Annotated in this window: 18 protein-coding genes; 10 read left to right on the top strand and 8 right to left on the bottom strand. The window is 67.1% G+C overall.

Annotated elements, in window-relative coordinates:
- Nucleotides 1-240 precede the first annotated feature (240 nt).
- Both DFS13_RS14075 and DFS13_RS14070 read left to right on the top strand, forming a co-directional pair.
- Nucleotides 241-792: a hypothetical protein gene (locus tag DFS13_RS14075; RefSeq protein ID WP_006497146.1), complete on the top strand. Its 552-nt coding sequence runs from the start codon at nt 241-243 to the stop codon at nt 790-792.
- Nucleotides 789-1,283, top strand: coding sequence for a hypothetical protein (locus tag DFS13_RS14070; RefSeq protein ID WP_111441824.1), 495 nt, complete (start codon nt 789-791; stop codon nt 1,281-1,283). Before DFS13_RS14075 ends, DFS13_RS14070 begins: the two co-directional genes overlap by 4 nt.
- A gap of 64 nt (nt 1,284-1,347) precedes the next feature.
- Here DFS13_RS14070 and DFS13_RS14065 read toward each other — a convergent pair whose 3' ends face one another.
- A complete protein-coding gene (locus tag DFS13_RS14065) occupies nt 1,348-2,685 on the bottom strand; it encodes an AAA-associated domain-containing protein (protein ID WP_006497149.1) in 1,338 nt (445 codons plus the stop codon).
- A 22-nt stretch (nt 2,686-2,707) separates the two neighbouring features.
- Entirely contained in the window at nt 2,708-4,465 is a 1,758-nt protein-coding gene (locus DFS13_RS14060) for an ABC transporter permease subunit (RefSeq protein ID WP_006497150.1), read from the bottom strand.
- 502 nt (nt 4,466-4,967) lie between these two features.
- Here DFS13_RS14060 and DFS13_RS14055 point away from each other — a divergent pair.
- Complete coding sequence (locus tag DFS13_RS14055; protein ID WP_011545926.1) at nt 4,968-5,234, top strand: hypothetical protein; 267 nt, start codon at nt 4,968-4,970, stop codon at nt 5,232-5,234.
- A gap of 42 nt (nt 5,235-5,276) precedes the next feature.
- Here the strand turns inward: DFS13_RS14055 and DFS13_RS14050 are convergent, their stop codons facing one another.
- Together DFS13_RS14050 and DFS13_RS14045 are read right to left on the bottom strand one after the other, a co-directional pair.
- Nucleotides 5,277-6,593 carry an ATP-binding protein gene (locus DFS13_RS14050; RefSeq protein ID WP_006497151.1) on the bottom strand — a complete coding sequence of 439 codons (1,317 nt, stop codon included), beginning with the start codon at nt 6,591-6,593 and terminating at the stop codon, nt 5,277-5,279.
- Nucleotides 6,577-7,302 (bottom strand): response regulator, encoded by a 726-nt coding sequence (locus tag DFS13_RS14045; protein ID WP_006493394.1) that lies wholly within the window; start codon nt 7,300-7,302, stop codon nt 6,577-6,579. Before DFS13_RS14045 ends, DFS13_RS14050 begins: the two co-directional genes overlap by 17 nt.
- A 224-nt stretch (nt 7,303-7,526) precedes the next feature.
- Between DFS13_RS14045 and DFS13_RS14040 the strand changes: the two genes are divergently transcribed.
- Nucleotides 7,527-8,081, top strand: coding sequence for a periplasmic heavy metal sensor (locus DFS13_RS14040; protein WP_060264717.1), 555 nt, complete (start codon nt 7,527-7,529; stop codon nt 8,079-8,081).
- A 69-nt stretch (nt 8,082-8,150) separates the two neighbouring features.
- On the opposite strand, the gene DFS13_RS14035 is transcribed toward DFS13_RS14040, so the two are convergent.
- Nucleotides 8,151-8,855 carry a pirin family protein gene (locus DFS13_RS14035; protein WP_006497153.1) on the bottom strand — a complete coding sequence of 235 codons (705 nt, stop codon included), beginning with the start codon at nt 8,853-8,855 and terminating at the stop codon, nt 8,151-8,153.
- Nucleotides 8,856-9,221: 366 nt separating this feature from the next.
- On the opposite strand from DFS13_RS14035, the gene DFS13_RS14030 reads away from it, so the two are divergent.
- The 4 genes from DFS13_RS14030 (at nt 9,222) to DFS13_RS14015 (ending at nt 12,431) form a co-directional block, all read left to right on the top strand.
- Nucleotides 9,222-10,004 carry an ABC transporter substrate-binding protein gene (locus DFS13_RS14030; protein ID WP_012492809.1) on the top strand — a complete coding sequence of 261 codons (783 nt, stop codon included), beginning with the start codon at nt 9,222-9,224 and terminating at the stop codon, nt 10,002-10,004.
- Between the two features lie 229 nt (nt 10,005-10,233).
- Nucleotides 10,234-10,923 carry an ABC transporter permease gene (locus DFS13_RS14025; RefSeq protein ID WP_034201477.1) on the top strand — a complete coding sequence of 230 codons (690 nt, stop codon included), beginning with the start codon at nt 10,234-10,236 and terminating at the stop codon, nt 10,921-10,923.
- Entirely contained in the window at nt 10,920-11,633 is a 714-nt protein-coding gene (locus DFS13_RS14020; protein ID WP_006489646.1) for an ABC transporter permease, read from the top strand. The genes DFS13_RS14025 and DFS13_RS14020 overlap by 4 nt, the downstream gene beginning before the upstream one ends.
- 18 nt (nt 11,634-11,651) lie before the next feature.
- Nucleotides 11,652-12,431 carry an ABC transporter ATP-binding protein gene (locus DFS13_RS14015; RefSeq protein ID WP_006489654.1) on the top strand — a complete coding sequence of 260 codons (780 nt, stop codon included), beginning with the start codon at nt 11,652-11,654 and terminating at the stop codon, nt 12,429-12,431.
- A gap of 66 nt (nt 12,432-12,497) precedes the next feature.
- Here DFS13_RS14015 and DFS13_RS14010 read toward each other — a convergent pair whose 3' ends face one another.
- A complete protein-coding gene (locus DFS13_RS14010) occupies nt 12,498-12,995 on the bottom strand; it encodes a GNAT family N-acetyltransferase (RefSeq protein WP_006489651.1) in 498 nt (165 codons plus the stop codon).
- Nucleotides 12,996-13,129: 134 nt separating this feature from the next.
- Between DFS13_RS14010 and DFS13_RS14005 the strand changes: the two genes are divergently transcribed.
- Both DFS13_RS14005 and DFS13_RS14000 read left to right on the top strand, forming a co-directional pair.
- Nucleotides 13,130-14,056 carry a LysR family transcriptional regulator gene (locus DFS13_RS14005; RefSeq protein ID WP_111441855.1) on the top strand — a complete coding sequence of 309 codons (927 nt, stop codon included), beginning with the start codon at nt 13,130-13,132 and terminating at the stop codon, nt 14,054-14,056.
- Between the two features lie 547 nt (nt 14,057-14,603).
- Nucleotides 14,604-15,680, top strand: coding sequence for a porin (locus tag DFS13_RS14000; protein WP_006491862.1), 1,077 nt, complete (start codon nt 14,604-14,606; stop codon nt 15,678-15,680).
- 145 nt (nt 15,681-15,825) lie between these two features.
- Here DFS13_RS14000 and DFS13_RS13995 read toward each other — a convergent pair whose 3' ends face one another.
- Nucleotides 15,826-16,164, bottom strand: coding sequence for a P-II family nitrogen regulator (locus tag DFS13_RS13995; RefSeq protein ID WP_006398637.1), 339 nt, complete (start codon nt 16,162-16,164; stop codon nt 15,826-15,828).
- Nucleotides 16,165-16,247: 83 nt separating this feature from the next.
- Complete coding sequence (locus tag DFS13_RS13990) at nt 16,248-17,966, bottom strand: NAD+ synthase (RefSeq protein ID WP_111441823.1); 1,719 nt, start codon at nt 17,964-17,966, stop codon at nt 16,248-16,250.
- Between the last annotated feature and the right edge of the window lie 31 nt (nt 17,967-17,997).

Genomic DNA, 17,997 nt, shown 5'->3' with positions numbered 1-17,997 from the left:
TCCATAGCAAAACAGTCTAGGTCGCTTCGTCGCACCCAAAGGTAACAATTACCTTCAATTTGTAACGTTTCGACCCTGCTCCGATCATCTATCCGACAATAACGCCGCCCGCGCGCACGCGGCCTGCCGCTCGGCGATTTGTCAAAGCTTTGCAGTTTTCCTATGACAATTGCGAAACAATGACGCGGCATCAGGGCGTGCATGCGTCGCCGCTCACCCAGACAGGACTTGCACTCAGGGATGAACATTCGTTTCGAATCGCCGCGCCGGGCCACGCCGGCGCGCGTCGTGCTGGCCGTGATCGCCACGGCCGCACTGCTGTCCGGCTGCAATTCGTTGTACAGCGAAGGCGCGACAGCCGGCGCCGGTATCGCGGGCGCCGCGATCGCTTCCAAGGTCACCAACAACGCCGCCGTCGCGACCGGCATCGGTCTCGGCGCCGTTGCCGGCGCGCGGGCTGGCGTCCAGTACACGCAACGCGTCGCGCACCGCTACACGCAGGAGCAGATCGCGAAGGCAGCCGGCCCGCTCGACGTCGGCGGCGTCGCGCCGTGGTCGACGCACCATTCGTTCCCGATCGAGGACGACGAGCAGGGCCGCGTGACGGTCAGCCGGATGATCAGCATCGGTCCGCTCGACTGCAAGGAAATCGTGTTCGCGGTCGACACGCCGGCGAAGGCCGACAAGGCCGCGCAATCGGCGTTCTACGTCGCCACCATCTGCCGCGACGGGCCCGTATGGAAATGGGCATCGGCCGAACCGGCGACCGAACGTTGGGGCGCGCTGCAATGAGCGTCGCGATCCGTATCGCGGCGATCGGCACGCTGTGCGCGGCGACGGTCGCGCTGTCGGGCTGCGGGTCGGTCGGCGCGGCGAGCGGCGCGCTGGCCGGCGCGGCGACGGGCCTCGTCACCGCGAACCCGGCAGTGGGCGTCGGCGTCGGGATCGCCGTGCAGGCGGCGACCGACGAAGCCGTCAACCGCACGATGAAGCAGCTCCATCAGAACCAGCAGGACGCGATCGCGAAGACGGCCGGCAGTCTCGCCGTCGGCGAAGTGAAGCCGTGGAAGGTGAAGAACACGTTGCCGCTGGAGAACGGCGAAGGCGAAGTGCGCGTCACGCGCGCGTACGCGTCGGCGCTCGCGCTGTGCAAGGAATTCGCGTTCTCGGTGAAGGACGGCGACAAGGCCGACTGGTATTTCGCGAATGCGTGCCAGCAAGGCACGCACTGGAAGTGGGCGTCGGCGGAACCGGCCGTTGATCGGTGGGGGAGTTTGCAGTAACGGTGCGGTGCGCCGCACCCGTGGCGTTCTGCGCCGCGCGGTTATACCGAGCGCCCCACCCGCATCAGGACTCGACGTCCTCGAGGCTGAAGATTTCGGTCTGGTCGTTGTACGAGAAGATCTCGCCGTAACGGCCCCAGTCGATCACCGCGTCGAGCGTTTCCTCGGCCGCGCCGTCCGACAGGAAGTCCTCGAGCTCCTGCTCGAAGCGCACGCGCGGCGCGCGGTGCCCCGGACGCTCGTTCAGCACCTTCTTGATCCGCGCGGCGAGCGGCACGTGCTTCAGCAGGTGATCCGCGAACATCAGCTTGCGCTCCTGCGTACCGAATTCCGCGAACACGCGCCCCGGCGGCGTCAGGAACACGTCACCTTCGCGCACGTCCGCGAAGCCGAGGTACTGCAGCACTTCCGCGATCGGGAACAGGTCGTCGACCTCGAGGTGCAGCGTGCGGGCGATTTCCGGCATGTCGGCGCGACCATGGTACGGCGCCATCGCGAGCGTCTCGATCAGGCCGGCCATCAGGTTGGTCGACACCTGCGGCAGCCAGCTGCCGAGCTCGAGTCCCTTCTTCGTCGCTTCGCCGGTCTGGCGTGCGGTCATCTTCGCGTAGATGTCGTCGACGAGCTTGCGGAACGCGGGGTCCAGACGATTGCGCGGATGCTTGAACGGCACCTTGATTTCTGCGATCACGCGCCCCGGATTCGACGACAGCACGAGAATCCGGTCGCACATGAACACCGCTTCCTCGATGTTGTGCGTGACGATCAGCACCGACTTGATCGGCATCCGGCCTTGCGTCCACAGGTCGAGCAGATCGGTGCGCAGCGTCTCGGCCGTCAGCACGTCGAGCGCGGAGAACGGCTCGTCCATCAGCAGGATCGTCGGGTCGACGACGAGCGCGCGCGCAAAACCGACGCGCTGGCGCATCCCGCCCGACAGCTCGCGCGGATACGCGTTCTCGAAACCGTCGAGACCGATCAGGTCGATCGCGGCGAGCGCACGCTCGCGCCGCTCGCGCGCGCCGACGCCGAGCGCTTCCAGCCCGGCTTCCACGTTCTGCAACACGGTCAGCCACGGGAACAGCGCGAAGGTCTGGAACACCATCGCGACGCCTTCGGCCGGGCCGCGCAGCGGCTGGCCGAGGTAGGTCACTTCGCCGCCGGTCGGCTCGATCAGGCCGGCGATGATGCGCAACAGCGTCGATTTGCCCGAGCCCGAGCGGCCGAGCAGGCCGACGATCTCGCCTTCGCGCAGCGACAGGTTCGCGTCGTCGAGCACGAGCAGCTCGCCCTGCGTCTTGTTGAAGCCGCGGCAGACATGATCGACGCGCAGGATTTCTTCACCGAGGCGCGGGGGCTGGGACGTCTGGACGGGGGCGTTTACAGCATTCGGATTGTGCATCGCGTTTCGCTCTCAATCGGTCTCAGTCGAGCCGCAGCTTCGCTTCGGCGAAGGCATACAGCGGGCGCCACAGCAGGCGGTTGAACAGGGTGACGAACAGGGACATCACGGCAATGCCCAGGATAATCTTCGGAAAATCGCCGGCGGCGGTGGTCTGCGCGATGTAGGCGCCGAGGCCGTGCGCCTCGATCTTGGTGCTGCCCCACTGCACGGCTTCCGACACGATGCTCGCGTTCCACGCGCCGCCCGAGGCGGTGATCGCGCCCGTCACGTAGTACGGGAAGATGCCGGGCAGGATTGCCTGGCGCCACCACTGCCAGCCGCGGATGCGGAAGTTGGTCGCCGCTTCGCGATAGTCGTTCGGGTAGGACGTTGCACCGGCGATCACGTTGAACAGGATATACCACTGCGTGCCGAGCACGATCAGCGGCGACAGCCAGATGTCCGCGTTCAGGTGGAAGCGCGCGATCACGATCACGAACACCGGGAACAGCAGGTTGGCCGGGAACGCGGCGAGGAACTGCGCGAGCGGTTGCAGCTTCTCGGCCAGCTTCGGGCGCAGCCCGACCCACACGCCGATCGGCACCCAGATCACCGACGCGATCGAGATCAGCACGACCACGCGCAGCAGCGTGATGAGGCCGAGCACCAGCACGTGGCCCACCTCGGCCATCGTCACGCCGGTCGCGACGAAGCTGACGACGCGCCACACGATGTAGGCCGTGCCGATCAGCACGAGCCCGGCCCATGCGATGTCGACCGTGCGCGACGCCTTCTTCTCGACTTTCGGCAGCGTGAAACGCATCGCGCCCGACAGCGGCAGGCGCAGCGGGATCCGCGCGGCCTTCGCGAAGAACCAGCCGGCCGGCACGAGCAACTGATGGATCAGCCGCGTGCGGCGCACGAGGTCGAGCAGCCACGACTGCGGCGCATCGCCCGACGCGGTGTTCTCCATCCGGAACTTGTCGGCCCACGCGATGAGCGGGCGGAACAGGAACTGGTCATACGCGAGGATCACGACCGTCATCGTCAGGATCACCCAGCCGATCGCGCCGAAGTTCTTGTCGGAGATGGCCTGCGCGAGATACGCGCCGATGCCCGGCAGCGTGATCGTCTGGTTGCCGACGGTGATCGCCTCCGACGCGACGACGAAGAACCAGCCGCCCGACATCGACATCATCATGTTCCAGATCAGGCCCGGCATCGAAAACGGCACTTCGAGCTTCCAGAAGCGCTGCCAGGACGTCAGGTGGAAGCCGCGCGACACTTCGTCAAGGTCGCGCGGCACCGTGCGCAGCGACTGGTAGAAGCTGAACGTCATGTTCCACGCCTGGCTCGTGAAGATCGCGAAGATCGCGGCCAGCTCGGCGCCGAGCACGCGGCTCGGGAACAACGCGAGGAAGAACGTGACCGTAAACGAGATGAAGCCGAGCACCGGCACCGACTGCAGGATGTCGAGGATCGGGATCAGCACCATGCCCGCGCGGCGGCTCTTGGCCGCGAGCGTGCCGTAGACGAGCGTGAACGCGAGCGATGCGACCATCGCGGCGAGCATCCGCAGCGTGGTGCGCAGCGCGTATTCGGGCAGGTTCGACGGATCGAGCGAGATCTTCTGCGTCTGCAGCACGCCGATCGGCGCCATCGTTTCGTGAAAGCCGACCACCGCCATCGCGATCAGGCAGATGATCAGCGGAAATGCGATGAAGTCCCACCGGTTCGGCAACACGCGCCACGCGGATGCGTTGGCGGTCCGGTTCGGATTGAAGAATCCGACGTTCATCAGGCGCCCTCCCCGGTAAGGCCGAACGAAGCCGGCAGTCGATGTTGATTCATGGCAAAGCGCACGGGCGCGGTAATTCGATTGACTGGCGATCTCGCGCACGCGGCGCGCCGTGCGCGCATGCGCTGCCGCGGCCGGGCGAGTCGGGCCGCGACGGCACGACACTACACCAACCTGTATTTCAGGTACAACCGTCCGGGGACGGCGCAGGCAGCGCATGGATCGTGCCCGGCGCGTGGGCGGATGGCGGGCGCGCGGTACGGAACAGCCCGGCCGCAGTCCTGCGGCCGGCACGCAGGCCCGAATTATGCCGTGATCCGGCCCGGCCGTGAACCCGCCCGCCGCACGCGGGCACAAACCGTGTCCGGCATCAGCAGCCGGATACGACGAAGCAGGTATGATCGGGGCTAGCCCCCGGGTTCGTGTCGGCGGTGCCGCTGCCATGCGCACGCGCCCTCTGTATACAGGCCCCGGGCATCGACCGACGAGCGGGAGGAAGGGAATGGCAGGAAACTTGGTGATCGTCTGTCGCGATCAGGATGCCGACGCGTTCTATGAACTCATGCAGGAGTACGGGTCGTTCCAGACGCGGCTGTCGTCTACGGCGTGGTACCTGAACATGAACGTCGTGCCGGAATCGCTGCAGGAGGAAATCCTGGAGCGCCTCGGCCGGTATACGACCGTCTATATCTTCGAGGCCACCACGGTGACCTACAACACGATCGACAGCAACGCGGCCGAGACGCTCGGCACGCTGTTCGGCGAATGACGCCGCGCGGCGCATGCCCGGCCGGGCGGGCGCCGCGGCCGCTCAGGCGGCCTCGGCGTGGGGTTCGTCCTTCGGCACGGCCTCGAACGGAAACGTCATCGATACCCGCAGGCCGCCTTCGGGGCGATTGCCGATGTCGCACGCGCCCCCCAGCCTGAGCACCAGCCGCTCGACGATCGCGAGCCCGAGCCCGCTGTGCCCGTTCCCGCCGCGTGCCGGGTCGAGCCGCACGAACGGCCGCGTGGCGGCCGCGAGGTCGCGCGGTGCGATGCCGCCGCCGCTGTCGCTGACCGACAACACGTAGCCGGTCGGCGCGCGCGCCGTCTCGACGAGCACCGGCGGCGCGCCGTACGCATGCGCGTTGTCCAGCAGGTTCGACAGGATCCGGTCGAGCGTCGCCGTCGGCAGCCGGAAGCCGGGATCGGCCTCCAGCCGCGTCTGGACCGCCGGCGCGTTCGGCGCGACCGCACGATAGCTGCGCGCGATCCGCTCGCACGCCTGGTCGACCGGCACCGGCTCGCTGCGGTCGGCGCCGCCATGCGCAAACACCAGGAACTGGTCGACGATGTGCGACATCGAGTCGACGTCGCGCACGACGCCGTCGCGCAGCCGTGCGTCGTCCATCATTTCCGCGCGCAGGCGCATCCGCGCAAGCGGCGTGCGCAGGTCGTGCGCGACGCCGGCCAGCATCACCGCGCGATCGCTTTCGGCCTGCGACACCTGTTCCACCATCTGGTTGAAGCCGTGCGTGAGCTGGCGCAGCTCGCGCGGGCCGCGTTCGCGCAGCGGCGGCACCGGCTGCCCGCGGCCGAAACGCGCGACCGCACGTGCGAGCGAGCGCAGCGGTTGCTGCAACTGCCAGGCCGCGAACAGCGCGGCGATCACGCCGGCCGAGAAGATCGTGCCGAGCCACAGCAGCATCCGGTCGAGCGAGCGCGGCGGCCGCAGCGGCTGCACCGGCACCACGATCCAGTTGCGGTCGGCCGGCTCCTTCACCCACAGCACCGGCGGATGGCCGGGCGTACCGATCTCGACCTGCGTGCCGGGCGGCATGCGCTCGCTCACGTCGTCGCGGAACCGCTTCAGCGGCGGCGGCAGTCCCGAATCGCCACCCTTCGGCACATCGGGGCTGTCGGGCGCCACGAGCCGCACGCGCGACGGCAACGGCTGGTCAGGCGTGCGCTCGACGTGCTGGCGCACCGCATCGACGAGGAACGCGGCCTCCTCGACCGCATAACGCGTCTGCATCTGGTTGCGCTCGAGCCGCATCGCGAAGAACCACGCGAAGTGCGACAGGAGCAGGACACCGACGACGAGCAGCGCCAGCCGCCCGAACAGCGAATCAATGGGTTTGCGCATGAGCCTCGCCGTCGGGCACGAACACGTAGCCGCGCCCGCGGACCGTCTGGATGAAGCGCGGCGTCGACGGATCCGTTTCGAGGATGCGGCGCAGGCGCCACACCTGGACGTCGATGCCGCGGTCGGTGCCGTCGTACTCGGGCCCGTGCAGCAGCTCGAGCAGCCGCTCGCGCGTGAGCGTGCGCAGCGCATGGTTCACGAAGATCTTCAGCAGCGCGAATTCGCTGCTCGACAGCGTGGCCGGCTTGCCGTCGACCGACAGCGTGCGCGCCTGGAAGTCGAGCAGGAAGCGGCCGAACGCGAACGGCTCGCGCTGCTCGGGCGCGGCCGCCGACGGCGTCGCGCGGCGGCGGCGCAGTACGGCCTGCACGCGTGCGAGCAACTCGCGCGGGTTGAACGGCTTGCCGAGGTAGTCGTCCGCACCGAGCTCGAGCCCGACGATGCGGTCGACGTCGTCCGCCCGCGCGGTCAGCATGATCACGGGGATGTCGTCGCCGGCCGCGCGCAACTGGCGCAGCGCGGTCAGGCCGTCCACGCCCGGCATCATCAGGTCCAGCACGATCAGGTCGGGCCGCTCGCGCTCGAGGCGCTTCTCGAGCGTCGCCGCGTCGTGCAGCACGGACACTTCCATCCCCTGGCGCACGAGATAGTCGCGCAGCAGGTCTCGGAGTTCTTGGTCGTCGTCGACGATGAGGATCTGGGTAGTCATGGCTCGAAGTTTACCGCGCGAGGGCGGAGTCGAAGAACGAAACAAAGGGACGAAAGGGTTACTGCGGGTTACCGCGCAAGGGAACTGTAATGCTCGGTAACCGGGCCGCCACCCCGCGTAACACCCGCCGGGGCCTGCATCGCTAACCTGCGTCTTACCGGATGCGGCACCCGACTTTCCCGGCGCCGCATCGCCGGACCCTTTGGATACAAGGAGTTTCTGAAATGTATAAGAAGACTTCCCGCGTGGCCATCGCGGCCGCCACCGTGCTCGCTCTCGCATTCGGCACCGCGCATGCCGCGCCGCCCGACGACATGCCGCCGCCGGGCGGCCCCGGCATGCACCGGATGCACGGCGGGCACGAAGGCGGCCCGTTCGGCGCGATCATGAAACTGCACGACCAGCTGAAGCTCAACGCGTCGCAGGAACAGCAGTGGCAGGCGGCCGTCAACACGATGAAGCAGAACCGTGACGCGATGCGCAAGAGCCACGAGCAGATGCGCGAGCAGTTCAAGGCACAGCAGAACCAGCCGATCCTGGACCTGAGCGCGATGCATTCGGCGCGCCAGCAGGCCGAGCAGCAGAACGCGCAACTGCGCGAGCAGACGTCCGCCGCGTGGCTCACGTTCTACAACGGGCTGAACGACTCGCAGAAGACGATGGTCAGCACGGCGCTCAAGCAGCAGTTCGCGAAGATGGAACAGCGCCACGAGAAGATGAAGGAGCGCTGGGAACAGCACCGCGCGGTCGCCAAGGGCGCATCGGCGCCGGCGCAGTAAGCCGGCGGGCCGCTCCCGCAGCGGCCTCGAACGGGGACGCAGGCACCGGCCTGCGTCCCCTTTTTCATTTCAGGCGACGTCGAACAGCAGCACCTCGGCGGTCCGGCCGCGCGCGAACGCCACCGCGTCCACGCCGCCGATCCGCGCGCCGTCGCCGGCGGCCAGCGCGCGGCCGTTGACCTCGACCTCGCCGCGCGCCACGTGCACATAGACGCTGCGCCCGGCCGGCACGTCGAACGCCGCCGTCTCGTCGCCGTCGATCAGTCCCGCGAAGATGCGGGCGTCGGCCCGCATCGACAGCGCGCCGTCGCCGCCGTCGGGCGCCGCGACGAGCCTGAGCCGGCCGCGCTTCTCGTCGTCGGCGAAGCGCCGTTCCTCGTAGCCGGGCCGCCCGCCCGGCTCGGCCGGCTGCAGCCAGATCTGCAGCAGATGCAGCGGCCGGTCGCGCGATGCGTTGGTTTCGCTGTGCTGGAGCCCCGTGCCGGCGCTCATCCGCTGGATGCCGCCGGGCCGGACGATCGCGCCGCAGCCGAGGCTGTCGCGATGCGCGAGCGCGCCATCCAGCACGTACGTGACGATCTCCACGTCGCGGCGCGGCTGCATCCCGAAGCCGCGCGTCGGTGCGATCAGGTCCTCGCTCAACACGCACAGCGCACCAATGGGCGGACGTACCGGCGCATGCTCGGTGTGGCAGGCGGACGAAAAGCTGTGACTCGATTCGAGCCAGCCGTGGCGCGTGCGGCAGCGGTCTTCGGCGCGCAGGATCTGGAACATTGGGGAGGACGCTCGGGGGCGCAGATGTTCTGTTCGGGTTTACCTCCACTGTAGGGGGAGACCGAAAGCGCCACAATCCGCCGCCGGCGCACCGCATCGTTGCACCCGCGCAAACAATTGCCAAAATATTCGTTGCGAATACCACGATTGCCGCAACAGCCGAATCGAGGAATCGGTCGATCGCGCCGGATTGCCGTTTTCCGGATATCGCGTTCGGGTAAAATACCGCCCTTTTGGCGTTCGCCGTTCCGGCGGCCGCCAGCGCCAGAGCGCCGATCGGCGATTTTTGGCCGTCTAGAATACGCCGCGGCGCCCGGTCCGACCGGCCGCGAGCGCCCCCGGAAAGTCAGCAACAGAAGGATGGAAATGAAGAAGGCCGCCCTGTGCGCCGCCCTCGCCCTCGTGGCGGGCAGCGCCTTCGCGAAGGAGTGGAAGACCGTGCGGATCGGCGTCGATGCCAGCTACCCGCCGTTCGAGTCGACCGCACCGAGCGGCGAGATCGTCGGTTTCGACGTGGATCTCACCAAGGAAATCTGCAAGCGGATCAACGTGAAATGCGTGTGGGTGGCGCAGGATCTCGACGGGATCATTCCGGCGCTGAAGGCGAAGAAGTACGACGTCATCGTGTCGTCGCTGACCGTCACGGACAAGCGCCGCGAACAGATCGACTTCTCCGACAAGGTGTACGACGCGCCCGCGCGGATGATCGCGAAGACCGGCTCGCCGCTGCTGCCGACGGTCGCGTCGCTGAAAGGCAAGCGCGTCGGCGTCGAGCAGGGCTCGACGCAGGAGACCTTCGCGAAAGCGTACTGGGAACCGCAGGGCGTGACGATCATTCCTTACCAGAACCAGGACCAGGTCTATGCCGATCTCGGCTCGGGGCGCCTCGACGCGACGCTGCAGGACGAGTTGCAGGCCGACTACGGCTTCCTGCGCACGCCGCGCGGCAAGGGTTTCGCGTTCGCCGGCCCGGAAGTGAAGGATCCGAAGACGATCGGCGACGGCACCGCGATCGGCCTGCGCAAGGAAGATACCGATCTGAAGCTCAAGATCAACCGGGCGCTGGCCGACATGCACAAGGACGGCACGTACGACCGGCTGTCGCACAAGTATTTCTCGTTCAGCGTCTATTCGGCGCCGGCCCGCTGAACGCCGACAACGAGAAGCAGCGGATGCGGGGGCGGCCCCGCGGCCGCGCAGTACAGGCAGTCAACCACGCGCCGCCCGCCCCCTTGCCCGCCGCTCGCGCGACGGGCAGGCCCGGCACCGTTGCCGGGGCGGACGGTCATGATACGTACGGGGCGTTCCGCGCAGCTTGGCGGGCGCGTCTTTCGCGGCGCACTGCGTGCGCCCTCAGGGACCACACCAGGGACCACATATGTTTCTACAAGGTTACGGCCCGCTGATCCTCGCTGGCACCTGGCAAACCGTCAAGCTGGCGGTGCTTTCGCTTGCGCTGTCGTTCCTGCTGGGGCTGCTCGGCGCCGGCGCGAAGCTGTCGCGCAACCGCGTGACGAACGGCGTCGGCACCATCTACACGACGCTGATCCGGGGCGTCCCCGATCTGGTGCTGATGCTGCTGCTGTTCTACAGCCTGCAGATCTGGCTGAACATGGCGACCGACGCACTCGGTTGGGACCAGATCGACATCGACCCGTTCCTCGCCGGCGTGCTCGTGCTCGGCTTCATCTACGGCGCGTACTTCACCGAGACGTTCCGCGGCGCATTCCTGTCCGTGCCGCGCGGCCAGCTCGAGGCCGGCAGCGCGTACGGGATGACGAACTGGCAGGTGTTCACGCGGATCATGTTCCCGCAGATGATGCGCTTCGCGCTGCCGGGCATCGGCAACAACTGGCAGGTGCTCGTGAAGTCGACCGCACTCGTGTCGATCATCGGCCTGGCGGACGTCGTGAAGGCGTCGCAGGACGCCGGCAAGGGCACGCTGCGGTTCTTCTTCTTCACGCTGATCGCGGGAGCGGTCTACCTCGCCATCACGACGATCTCGAACTTCGTGCTGATGTGGCTCGAAAAGCGCTACTCGACCGGTGTCCGCAAGGCTGACCTATGATCGAACTCATCCAAGAATACTGGCGCAACTATCTCTACACCGACGGTTATCGCATCACCGGTGTCGCGATCACGCTGTGGCTGCTGGTCGTGTCGATCGGCCTCGGCTTCTGCCTGTCGGTGCCGCTCGCCGTCGCGCGCGTGTCGAAGCGGAAGTGGCTGTCGGGCGCGGTGTGGCTGTACACGTACGTGTTCCGCGGCACGCCGCTCTACGTGCAATTGCTGCTCTGCTACACAGGCCTCTACAGCCTGCAGGCCGTGCGCGGCACGCCGATGCTCGACGCGTTCTTCCGCGACGGGATGCACTGCACGCTGCTCGCATTCACGCTGAACACCTGCGCGTACACCACCGAAATCTTCGCGGGCGCGATCAAGGCGACGTCGTACGGCGAGATCGAAGCCGCGCGCGCATACGGAATGTCCACGTTCACGATGTATCGCCGCGTGATCCTGCCGTCGGCGCTGCGCCGCGCGCTGCCGCTCTACAGCAACGAAGTGATCCTGATGCTGCACGCGACGACGGTGGCCTTCACCGCGACCGTGCCGGACATCCTGAAGATCGCGCGCGACGTGAACTCGGCGACCTACATGTCGTTCCACGCGTTCGGCATCGCCGCCCTGCTCTACCTCGTGATCTCGTTCACGCTCGTGTGGCTGTTCCGCCAGGCCGAGCGCCGCTGGCTCGCGTATCTGCGCCCGCAAGGCAAGTAAGTTTTCGCAGGACTATTGATGAATTCCCAGACCCAGAAGCTTTTCGTCGACGATCTCCACAAGCGGTACGGCGACAACGAGGTGCTCAAAGGCGTGTCGCTGAAGGCGAACTCGGGCGACGTGATCAGCGTGATCGGCTCGTCCGGCTCCGGCAAGAGCACGATGCTGCGCTGTATCAACTTCCTCGAGCAACCGAACGCGGGCCGCATCTTCGTCGACGGCGAGGAAGTACGCACCGCGCTCGACAAGACGGGCGCGCTGCGCGCGGCCGACTCGAAGCAACTGCAGCGCGTGCGCACCAAGCTGTCGATGGTGTTCCAGCACTTCAATCTCTGGTCGCACATGAACGTGATCGAGAACGTGATGGAAGCCCCGGTGAACGTGCTCGGCATTCCGAAGAAGGAAGCGGAAGACCGTGCGCGCGAGTATCTCGAGAAGGTCGGCCTCGCGCCGCGCGTCGAGAAGCAGTATCCGTCGCATCTGTCGGGCGGCCAGCAGCAGCGCGTGGCGATCGCGCGGGCGCTCGCGATGCATCCGGACGTGATGCTGTTCGACGAACCGACGTCCGCGCTCGATCCGGAGCTCGTCGGCGAAGTGCTGAAGGTGATGCAGAAGCTGGCCGAGGAAGGCCGCACGATGATCGTCGTCACGCACGAGATGGGCTTCGCGCGCAACGTGTCGAATCACGTGATGTTCCTGCACCAGGGCCGCGTCGAGGAAGAAGGCGTGCCGGCCGAGGTGTTCGCCAATCCGAAGAGCGAACGCCTGCGCGGGTTCCTGTCGGGCAGCCTCAAGTAACGCGTCCGTCACGCACGACGCCCGAACGGGCGCCTCGCGGTTCGCCGCGCGGCGCCCGTTTCGCGTTTACGCGGCGCTCACCGGCGTGCCGTCGGCAAACGCGCGCAGTGCGTCGCCCGCCAGCCGGTAACGCACCCATTCGCTCTGCGGCGCCGCGCCGACGCGCTCGTAGAAGCGGATCGCCGGCTCGTTCCAGTCGAGCACGCTCCATTCGAAACGCCCGCAGCCCGACTCGACCGCGATCCGCGCGAGCGCCTTCAGCAACCGCAGCCCCGCGCCGGCGCCGCGAAAACGCGGCGACACGTACAGATCCTCCAGATACAACCCCTGCCGCGCGAGCCACGTCGAATACGAGAAGAAATACACGGCGAAGCCGGCCGGCTCGCCATCGACCTCGCACATCAGCGCACGCGCCGGCGAGCCTTCGCCGAACAGGCTGCGTTCGAGCGATGCGGGCGTCGCGACGACTTCGTGCTCGGCCTTCTCGTAGACGGCCAGTTCGGTGATGAAGCGCAGGATCAGCGGCACGTCGGCGACGGTGGCGGAACGGATATCGATTTGCACGGGTTGAGCCCTCCTCCGGCCCGGATATGAAACGGGAAAGCGGCGCCGCGCCCCCGCGCTGGCGCCGTTCGAACCAGCATGCTACGTTCACGTCCTGCCTGCAGGAAGTGCAGTTTCTTCATCCATACCTGAACATGATGCATCCCGATCTGCGCCGCCTCGACCTGAACCTGCTGCTCGTATTCGACGCGCTGTATCGCCACCGGTCGGTCGCGGCGGCCGCGCACGAGCTCGCGTTGAGCCCGTCGGCGTTGAGCCACGCGCTCGCACGGCTGCGCGACGCGATCGGCGATGCGCTGTTCGTGCGCCTCGGCAACGAGATGCAGCCGACCGTGCGCGCCGACGACATCGCCACGTGGGCCGGCGACGCGCTCGACGCGATGTCGAAGGGGCTCGCCCGCGCACGCCGCTTCGATCCCGCGCAAAGCGACCGGACGTTCGTGTTCGCCGCGACCGACTACACCGCGTTCGCGGTACTGCCGGCGTTCCTGGCCCGCATCCAGCACGTCGCGCCGCGCCTGCGGATCCGCGTCGTTCATTCGGACCGCAAGATTTCCGTCGACGCGCTCGCGGCTGGCCGGATCGACTTCGCGCTCGGCTACCACGAGGAAACGGCCGCCGACGCGCCCGGCATCGAGGATTTCGACTGGTTTTCCGACGACTACGTCGTGATCGCGAGCGCCGCGCATCCGGAAATCCGCCGGCGGCTGACGCTCGACCAGTATCTGGCGGCCCGCCACGTCGTCGTCACGCCGTGGAACGAGTCGCGCGGCGTGGTCGACTACGTGCTCGACCGGCTCGGCCTCGCACGGCACGTGGCCGTGCAGTTGCCGACCGTGCTGGCCGCGCCGTTCGTGATCGCGGAGTCGGCACTCCTGATGACCGTGCCGAACCGCGCCGCGCAGGCGCTGCGGCATGCAGCGCCGATCCGCATCTTCCCCGCACCATTCGAGATCCCGCGCTACACGGTGAAAATCTACTCGCACGCGAAGCATGCGCGCACCGATGCGCACCGCTGGATTCGCGCGCTGCTGCTCGACGCGCGGCCGAGCCCCGACTAAGCGCGGCGCGTGGCGGGACGGGCATCGCCAGCGTCGATCGGCGCTGGCGGCAATCGCCCGAATCATTACGAAATACTTACCAATTTCGCGACTTTCGCGCTTACGCCGGCGCCTTTGGAACGTCAATAGTGGCAATCCTTGACCCACGCCCGCGGAATCCATGTCTCCCTTGTGGCACAAGGGTTTTCCGGTAATCGGGAACCCTTGGGTCCGCTGTCGCGCACCGTGTTGCATGGCAATTTGGCGACAGCGGTTAGTCAAACAACGATTTCCATCGCCACAAAATTGTATTTTTGCTAAATTAGTAACCAAAGTAGCAAAACGAAGTTCGTGAAATGTAGTTTAGCTTCACGACACTACAAGGAGACCCGCAGGCCGACCCGGCTGCGCGGGACCGCTCAACGGGTTTTCCGTCCGCTTGCCCGCGTGCCGCGCTTACCGGCCCTGCACGAGGTCTCCCTGGTTATCCCGCTTTTGCCCGGTGCGTGCCGCGCCGGGCATCTCGTGCAGTTCTGGGTTGACTTTTTGACAGGGTATGGAGGAGACGATGAAGAAAGCTTTGGTCGCGGCCGCGCTGATGGCTGCTGGGGTGGTGACGGCGCACGCACAGAGCAGCGTCACGCTGTATGGCCGCCTGGACGCAGGCCTTGAGTACCTGAACGGCCTGCAAAACGGCCACCAAGTGCGCGCGGAAAGCGGCGACTGGGGCACGAGCCTGTGGGGCTTGAAGGGCAGCGAAGACATCGGCGGCGGCAACAAGATCCTGTTCCACCTCGAAGGTGCGTTCAACACGATGAACGGCGGCTTCAGCGGCTCGATCTGGGATCGTTTCGCGACCGTCGGTATCTCGAACGACCGCTACGGTACGCTGCTGTTGGGTCGCGAGCTCGCGATCGCCAACGGCGTGTGGGACTTCGACCCGTTCGGCCAGTCGGCCTGGTCGACGGCCTCGCTGGTGCGCGGCCGCAACTGGAACAAGACCAGCAACAACGTGTCGTACCAGTCGCCGTCGCTGTACGGCCTCGACTTCTACGGCCAGTTCTCGTTCTCGAACTCGACCAGCTTCAACGGCAACACGACGGCCGGCCAACCGGGCCGCGCAATGGGCGGTCAGGTTACCTACACGAATTCGCTGTTCCAGTTGCGCGGTATCTATGACGAAACGCGCGACAGCAACGGCCGCTTCTCGGACGTGTTCAACTACTCGCGTGAATACTTCGCGGGCGTGAACGTGTTCCTCGGCCAGTTCAAGGTCCAGGCGGCCTACCAGGCATCGCGCGCCGACGGCAGCGGCGGCCCCGCAGTGAACGCCGGCGTGACGGGTACGCAACAGGTCTGGGGCGGCGTGACGTGGCAGGCCACGCCGGCGGCGGCGCTGATCGCAGCCGTGTATCACGTGAACGCGAACCATGGCGGCGGCAACGCGAACATCTACACGGTCGGCGGCTCGTACAACATCTCGAAGCGCACGCTGTTCGACGTCCAGGTCGCGACGGTGCGCAACAGCTCGACGGCCAACTTCGGCCTGAACGCGAACGGCGCCGGTACGGCCGTGTCGACCGGCAACCCGCATCCGGGCGGCAGCCAGACCGGCGTCTACGCCGGTATCCAGCACCTGTTCTGATCAGGCGCCGTCAAAGAACGATTCGACAACACTTTCCACGCTGCTGCGAGAGGCGCGTATCGGTGCGGTACCCAGACGGGTATCCGCACCGTTTTTTCTTGGCGGGCCGGCTCGAGCCTGCCGCGCCGATCGACGAATGCGGCGCTCAGACGGCCGCTTCGTTCTCTTCGCCGGTGCGAATGCGGATCACGCGCTCGACGTCCGACACGAAGATCTTGCCGTCGCCGATCTTGCCGGTGCGCGCCGCCCCGATCACCGCGTCGATCACCTGATCGACCTGCGCTTCCGCGACGACCACCTCGATCTTCATCTTCGGCAGGAAGTCGACGACGTATTCGGCGCCGCGATACAGCTCGGTATGGCCCTTCTGGCGGCCGAAGCCCTTCACTTCCGTCACGGTCAGGCCCGTGAGACCCACTTCGGCGAGCGCTTCGCGGACTTCGTCCAGCTTGAACGGCTTGATGATGGCGGTGATGCGTTTCATGATGGTTGTCCCTCAATGCTCGTTTGGATGAAAAATCGCGATCCCGATTGTAAGCCGGCGGGCCGCATCCGGCCCAGCACCGCTCAATCGAGCCGTTCGGTGAAGCGTGACGTGATCGGGTAGCGCCAGTCGCGCCCGAATGCGCGATGCGTGACGCGGATGCCGATCGGCGCCTGGCGGCGCTTGTATTCGTTGATCTTGATGAGCCGCGTCACGCGCTCGACGTCGGCCTGCGCGTAACCGGCCGCGACGATCTCGGCGAGCGGCCGGTCTTCTTCCATGTACATCCGCATGATCGCGTCGAGCACGTCGTACGGCGGCAGGCTGTCCTGGTCGGTCTGGTTCTCGCGCAGCTCGGCCGACGGCGCGCGCGTCAGGATCCGCTCGGGAATCACGTCGCGCAGCCCGTAGTCGGCCGTTGCGTTGCGATAGCAGCACAGCCGGTACACGAGCGTCTTCGCGATGTCCTTGATCACCGCGAAACCGCCGGCCATGTCGCCGTACAGTGTGCAGTAGCCGACCGCCATCTCGCTCTTGTTGCCGGTCGTCAGCACGATCGAGCCGAACTTGTTCGACAACGCCATCAGCAGCGTGCCGCGAATGCGCGCCTGGATGTTCTCCTCCGTCGCGTCTTCCGCGCGGCCCGCGAATTCGCCGGCGAGCGCGGCGCGGAACGCATCGAACATCGGCGCGATCGCGATCTCGTCGTAGCGCACGCCGACGCGCCGCGCCATCTCCGCCGCGTCCGTCGTCGAGATGTCGGCCGTGAAGCGCGACGGCATCATCACCGCGCGCACGCGCTCGGGCCCGAGCGCATCGCACGCGACGGCCAGCACCAGCGCCGAATCGACGCCGCCCGACAGCCCGATCAGCACGCCGGGAAAACCGTTCTTGCCGATGTAGTCGCGCACGCCGGTCACCAGCGCGCGATACACCTGCGCGTCCGTCGACAGCTCGGGCGCGATCGCGCCGGGCAGCGGCCGCGCGCCATCGAATTCGACGATCGCGTGTCCTTCGTCGAACTGCGGCATCTTCGCGACGAGCGCGCCCGCGCCGTCGAGCACGAACGACCCGCCGTCGAACACGAGCTCGTCCTGGCCGCCGACGAGGTTCACGTACACCATCGGCAAGCCGGTCTCGCGAATCCGCGCGCGCAGGATGTCGATGCGCACCGCCTCCTTGTTCAGGTGATACGGCGAGCCGTTCGGGATCAGCAGCACCTGCGCGCCGGCCGCCTTCGCGATCTGCGCGGCCGACGCATGCCACGCGTCCTCGCAGATGATCACGCCGTATTTCACGCCGTTCAGCTCGAACACGAGCGGCTCGGTGTCGGTCGCGAAGTAGCGCTTCTCGTCGAACACCTCGGCGTTCGGCAGGTCCTGCTTGCGGTAGGTGCCGACGATCTCGCCGCCGACGATCAGCGACACCGCGTTGAAGGTGTCGGTGGGCGGCACGCCGCGCTCGATCGGGCGGTTTGCATTACCATCGACGGCTGACGCGCCCGGACCGCTGCCCGCACCGCTGCCCGCACCGCGCAACGGATGGCCGACCAGCACCGCGAGCCCGTCGAACGCCTTCAGCGCGTCGGCGAGCGCGTCGAGCGCGGCGGCGGCGGCCGCGTAGAACGCGGGCCGCAGCAGCAGGTCTTCGGGCGGATAGCCGGACAGCGCGAGTTCGGGGGCGACCATCAGTTGCGCACCATCGTTGTGCGCGGCGCGTGCGGCCGCGACGATCCGCGCGACGTTGCCGGCGAAATCGCCGACGGTGACGTTGATCTGGGCGAGAGCGAGTCGGGTCTTCATGGCGGGAGCGGCGCAACCCGGCGGCGCGCCT

This window comes from Burkholderia sp. 28_3, from assembly GCF_003253915.1.
Taxonomy (GTDB): Bacteria; Pseudomonadota; Gammaproteobacteria; order Burkholderiales; family Burkholderiaceae; genus Burkholderia; species Burkholderia cenocepacia.
This window is presented reverse-complemented; position numbering and strand designations above follow the sequence as displayed.

What these genes read in the sequence shown, in the direction of transcription:
- DFS13_RS14045 (WP_006493394.1), bottom strand. Translation starts at nt 7,302, where the DNA reads ATGACTACCCAGATCCTCATCGTCGACGACGACCAAGAACTCCGAGAC.
- DFS13_RS14030 (WP_012492809.1), top strand. Translation starts at nt 9,222, where the DNA reads ATGAAGAAGGCCGCCCTGTGCGCCGCCCTCGCCCTCGTGGCGGGCAGC.
- DFS13_RS14005 (WP_111441855.1), top strand. Translation starts at nt 13,130, where the DNA reads ATGATGCATCCCGATCTGCGCCGCCTCGACCTGAACCTGCTGCTCGTA.
- DFS13_RS14065 (WP_006497149.1), bottom strand. Translation starts at nt 2,685, where the DNA reads ATGCACAATCCGAATGCTGTAAACGCCCCCGTCCAGACGTCCCAGCCC.
- DFS13_RS13990 (WP_111441823.1), bottom strand. Translation starts at nt 17,966, where the DNA reads ATGAAGACCCGACTCGCTCTCGCCCAGATCAACGTCACCGTCGGCGAT.
- DFS13_RS14040 (WP_060264717.1), top strand. Translation starts at nt 7,527, where the DNA reads ATGTATAAGAAGACTTCCCGCGTGGCCATCGCGGCCGCCACCGTGCTC.
- DFS13_RS14015 (WP_006489654.1), top strand. Translation starts at nt 11,652, where the DNA reads ATGAATTCCCAGACCCAGAAGCTTTTCGTCGACGATCTCCACAAGCGG.
- DFS13_RS14070 (WP_111441824.1), top strand. Translation starts at nt 789, where the DNA reads ATGAGCGTCGCGATCCGTATCGCGGCGATCGGCACGCTGTGCGCGGCG.
- DFS13_RS14020 (WP_006489646.1), top strand. Translation starts at nt 10,920, where the DNA reads ATGATCGAACTCATCCAAGAATACTGGCGCAACTATCTCTACACCGAC.
- DFS13_RS14035 (WP_006497153.1), bottom strand. Translation starts at nt 8,855, where the DNA reads ATGTTCCAGATCCTGCGCGCCGAAGACCGCTGCCGCACGCGCCACGGC.
- DFS13_RS14000 (WP_006491862.1), top strand. Translation starts at nt 14,604, where the DNA reads ATGAAGAAAGCTTTGGTCGCGGCCGCGCTGATGGCTGCTGGGGTGGTG.
- DFS13_RS14060 (WP_006497150.1), bottom strand. Translation starts at nt 4,465, where the DNA reads ATGAACGTCGGATTCTTCAATCCGAACCGGACCGCCAACGCATCCGCG.
- DFS13_RS14075 (WP_006497146.1), top strand. Translation starts at nt 241, where the DNA reads ATGAACATTCGTTTCGAATCGCCGCGCCGGGCCACGCCGGCGCGCGTC.
- DFS13_RS14025 (WP_034201477.1), top strand. Translation starts at nt 10,234, where the DNA reads ATGTTTCTACAAGGTTACGGCCCGCTGATCCTCGCTGGCACCTGGCAA.
- DFS13_RS13995 (WP_006398637.1), bottom strand. Translation starts at nt 16,164, where the DNA reads ATGAAACGCATCACCGCCATCATCAAGCCGTTCAAGCTGGACGAAGTC.
- DFS13_RS14055 (WP_011545926.1), top strand. Translation starts at nt 4,968, where the DNA reads ATGGCAGGAAACTTGGTGATCGTCTGTCGCGATCAGGATGCCGACGCG.
- DFS13_RS14050 (WP_006497151.1), bottom strand. Translation starts at nt 6,593, where the DNA reads ATGCGCAAACCCATTGATTCGCTGTTCGGGCGGCTGGCGCTGCTCGTC.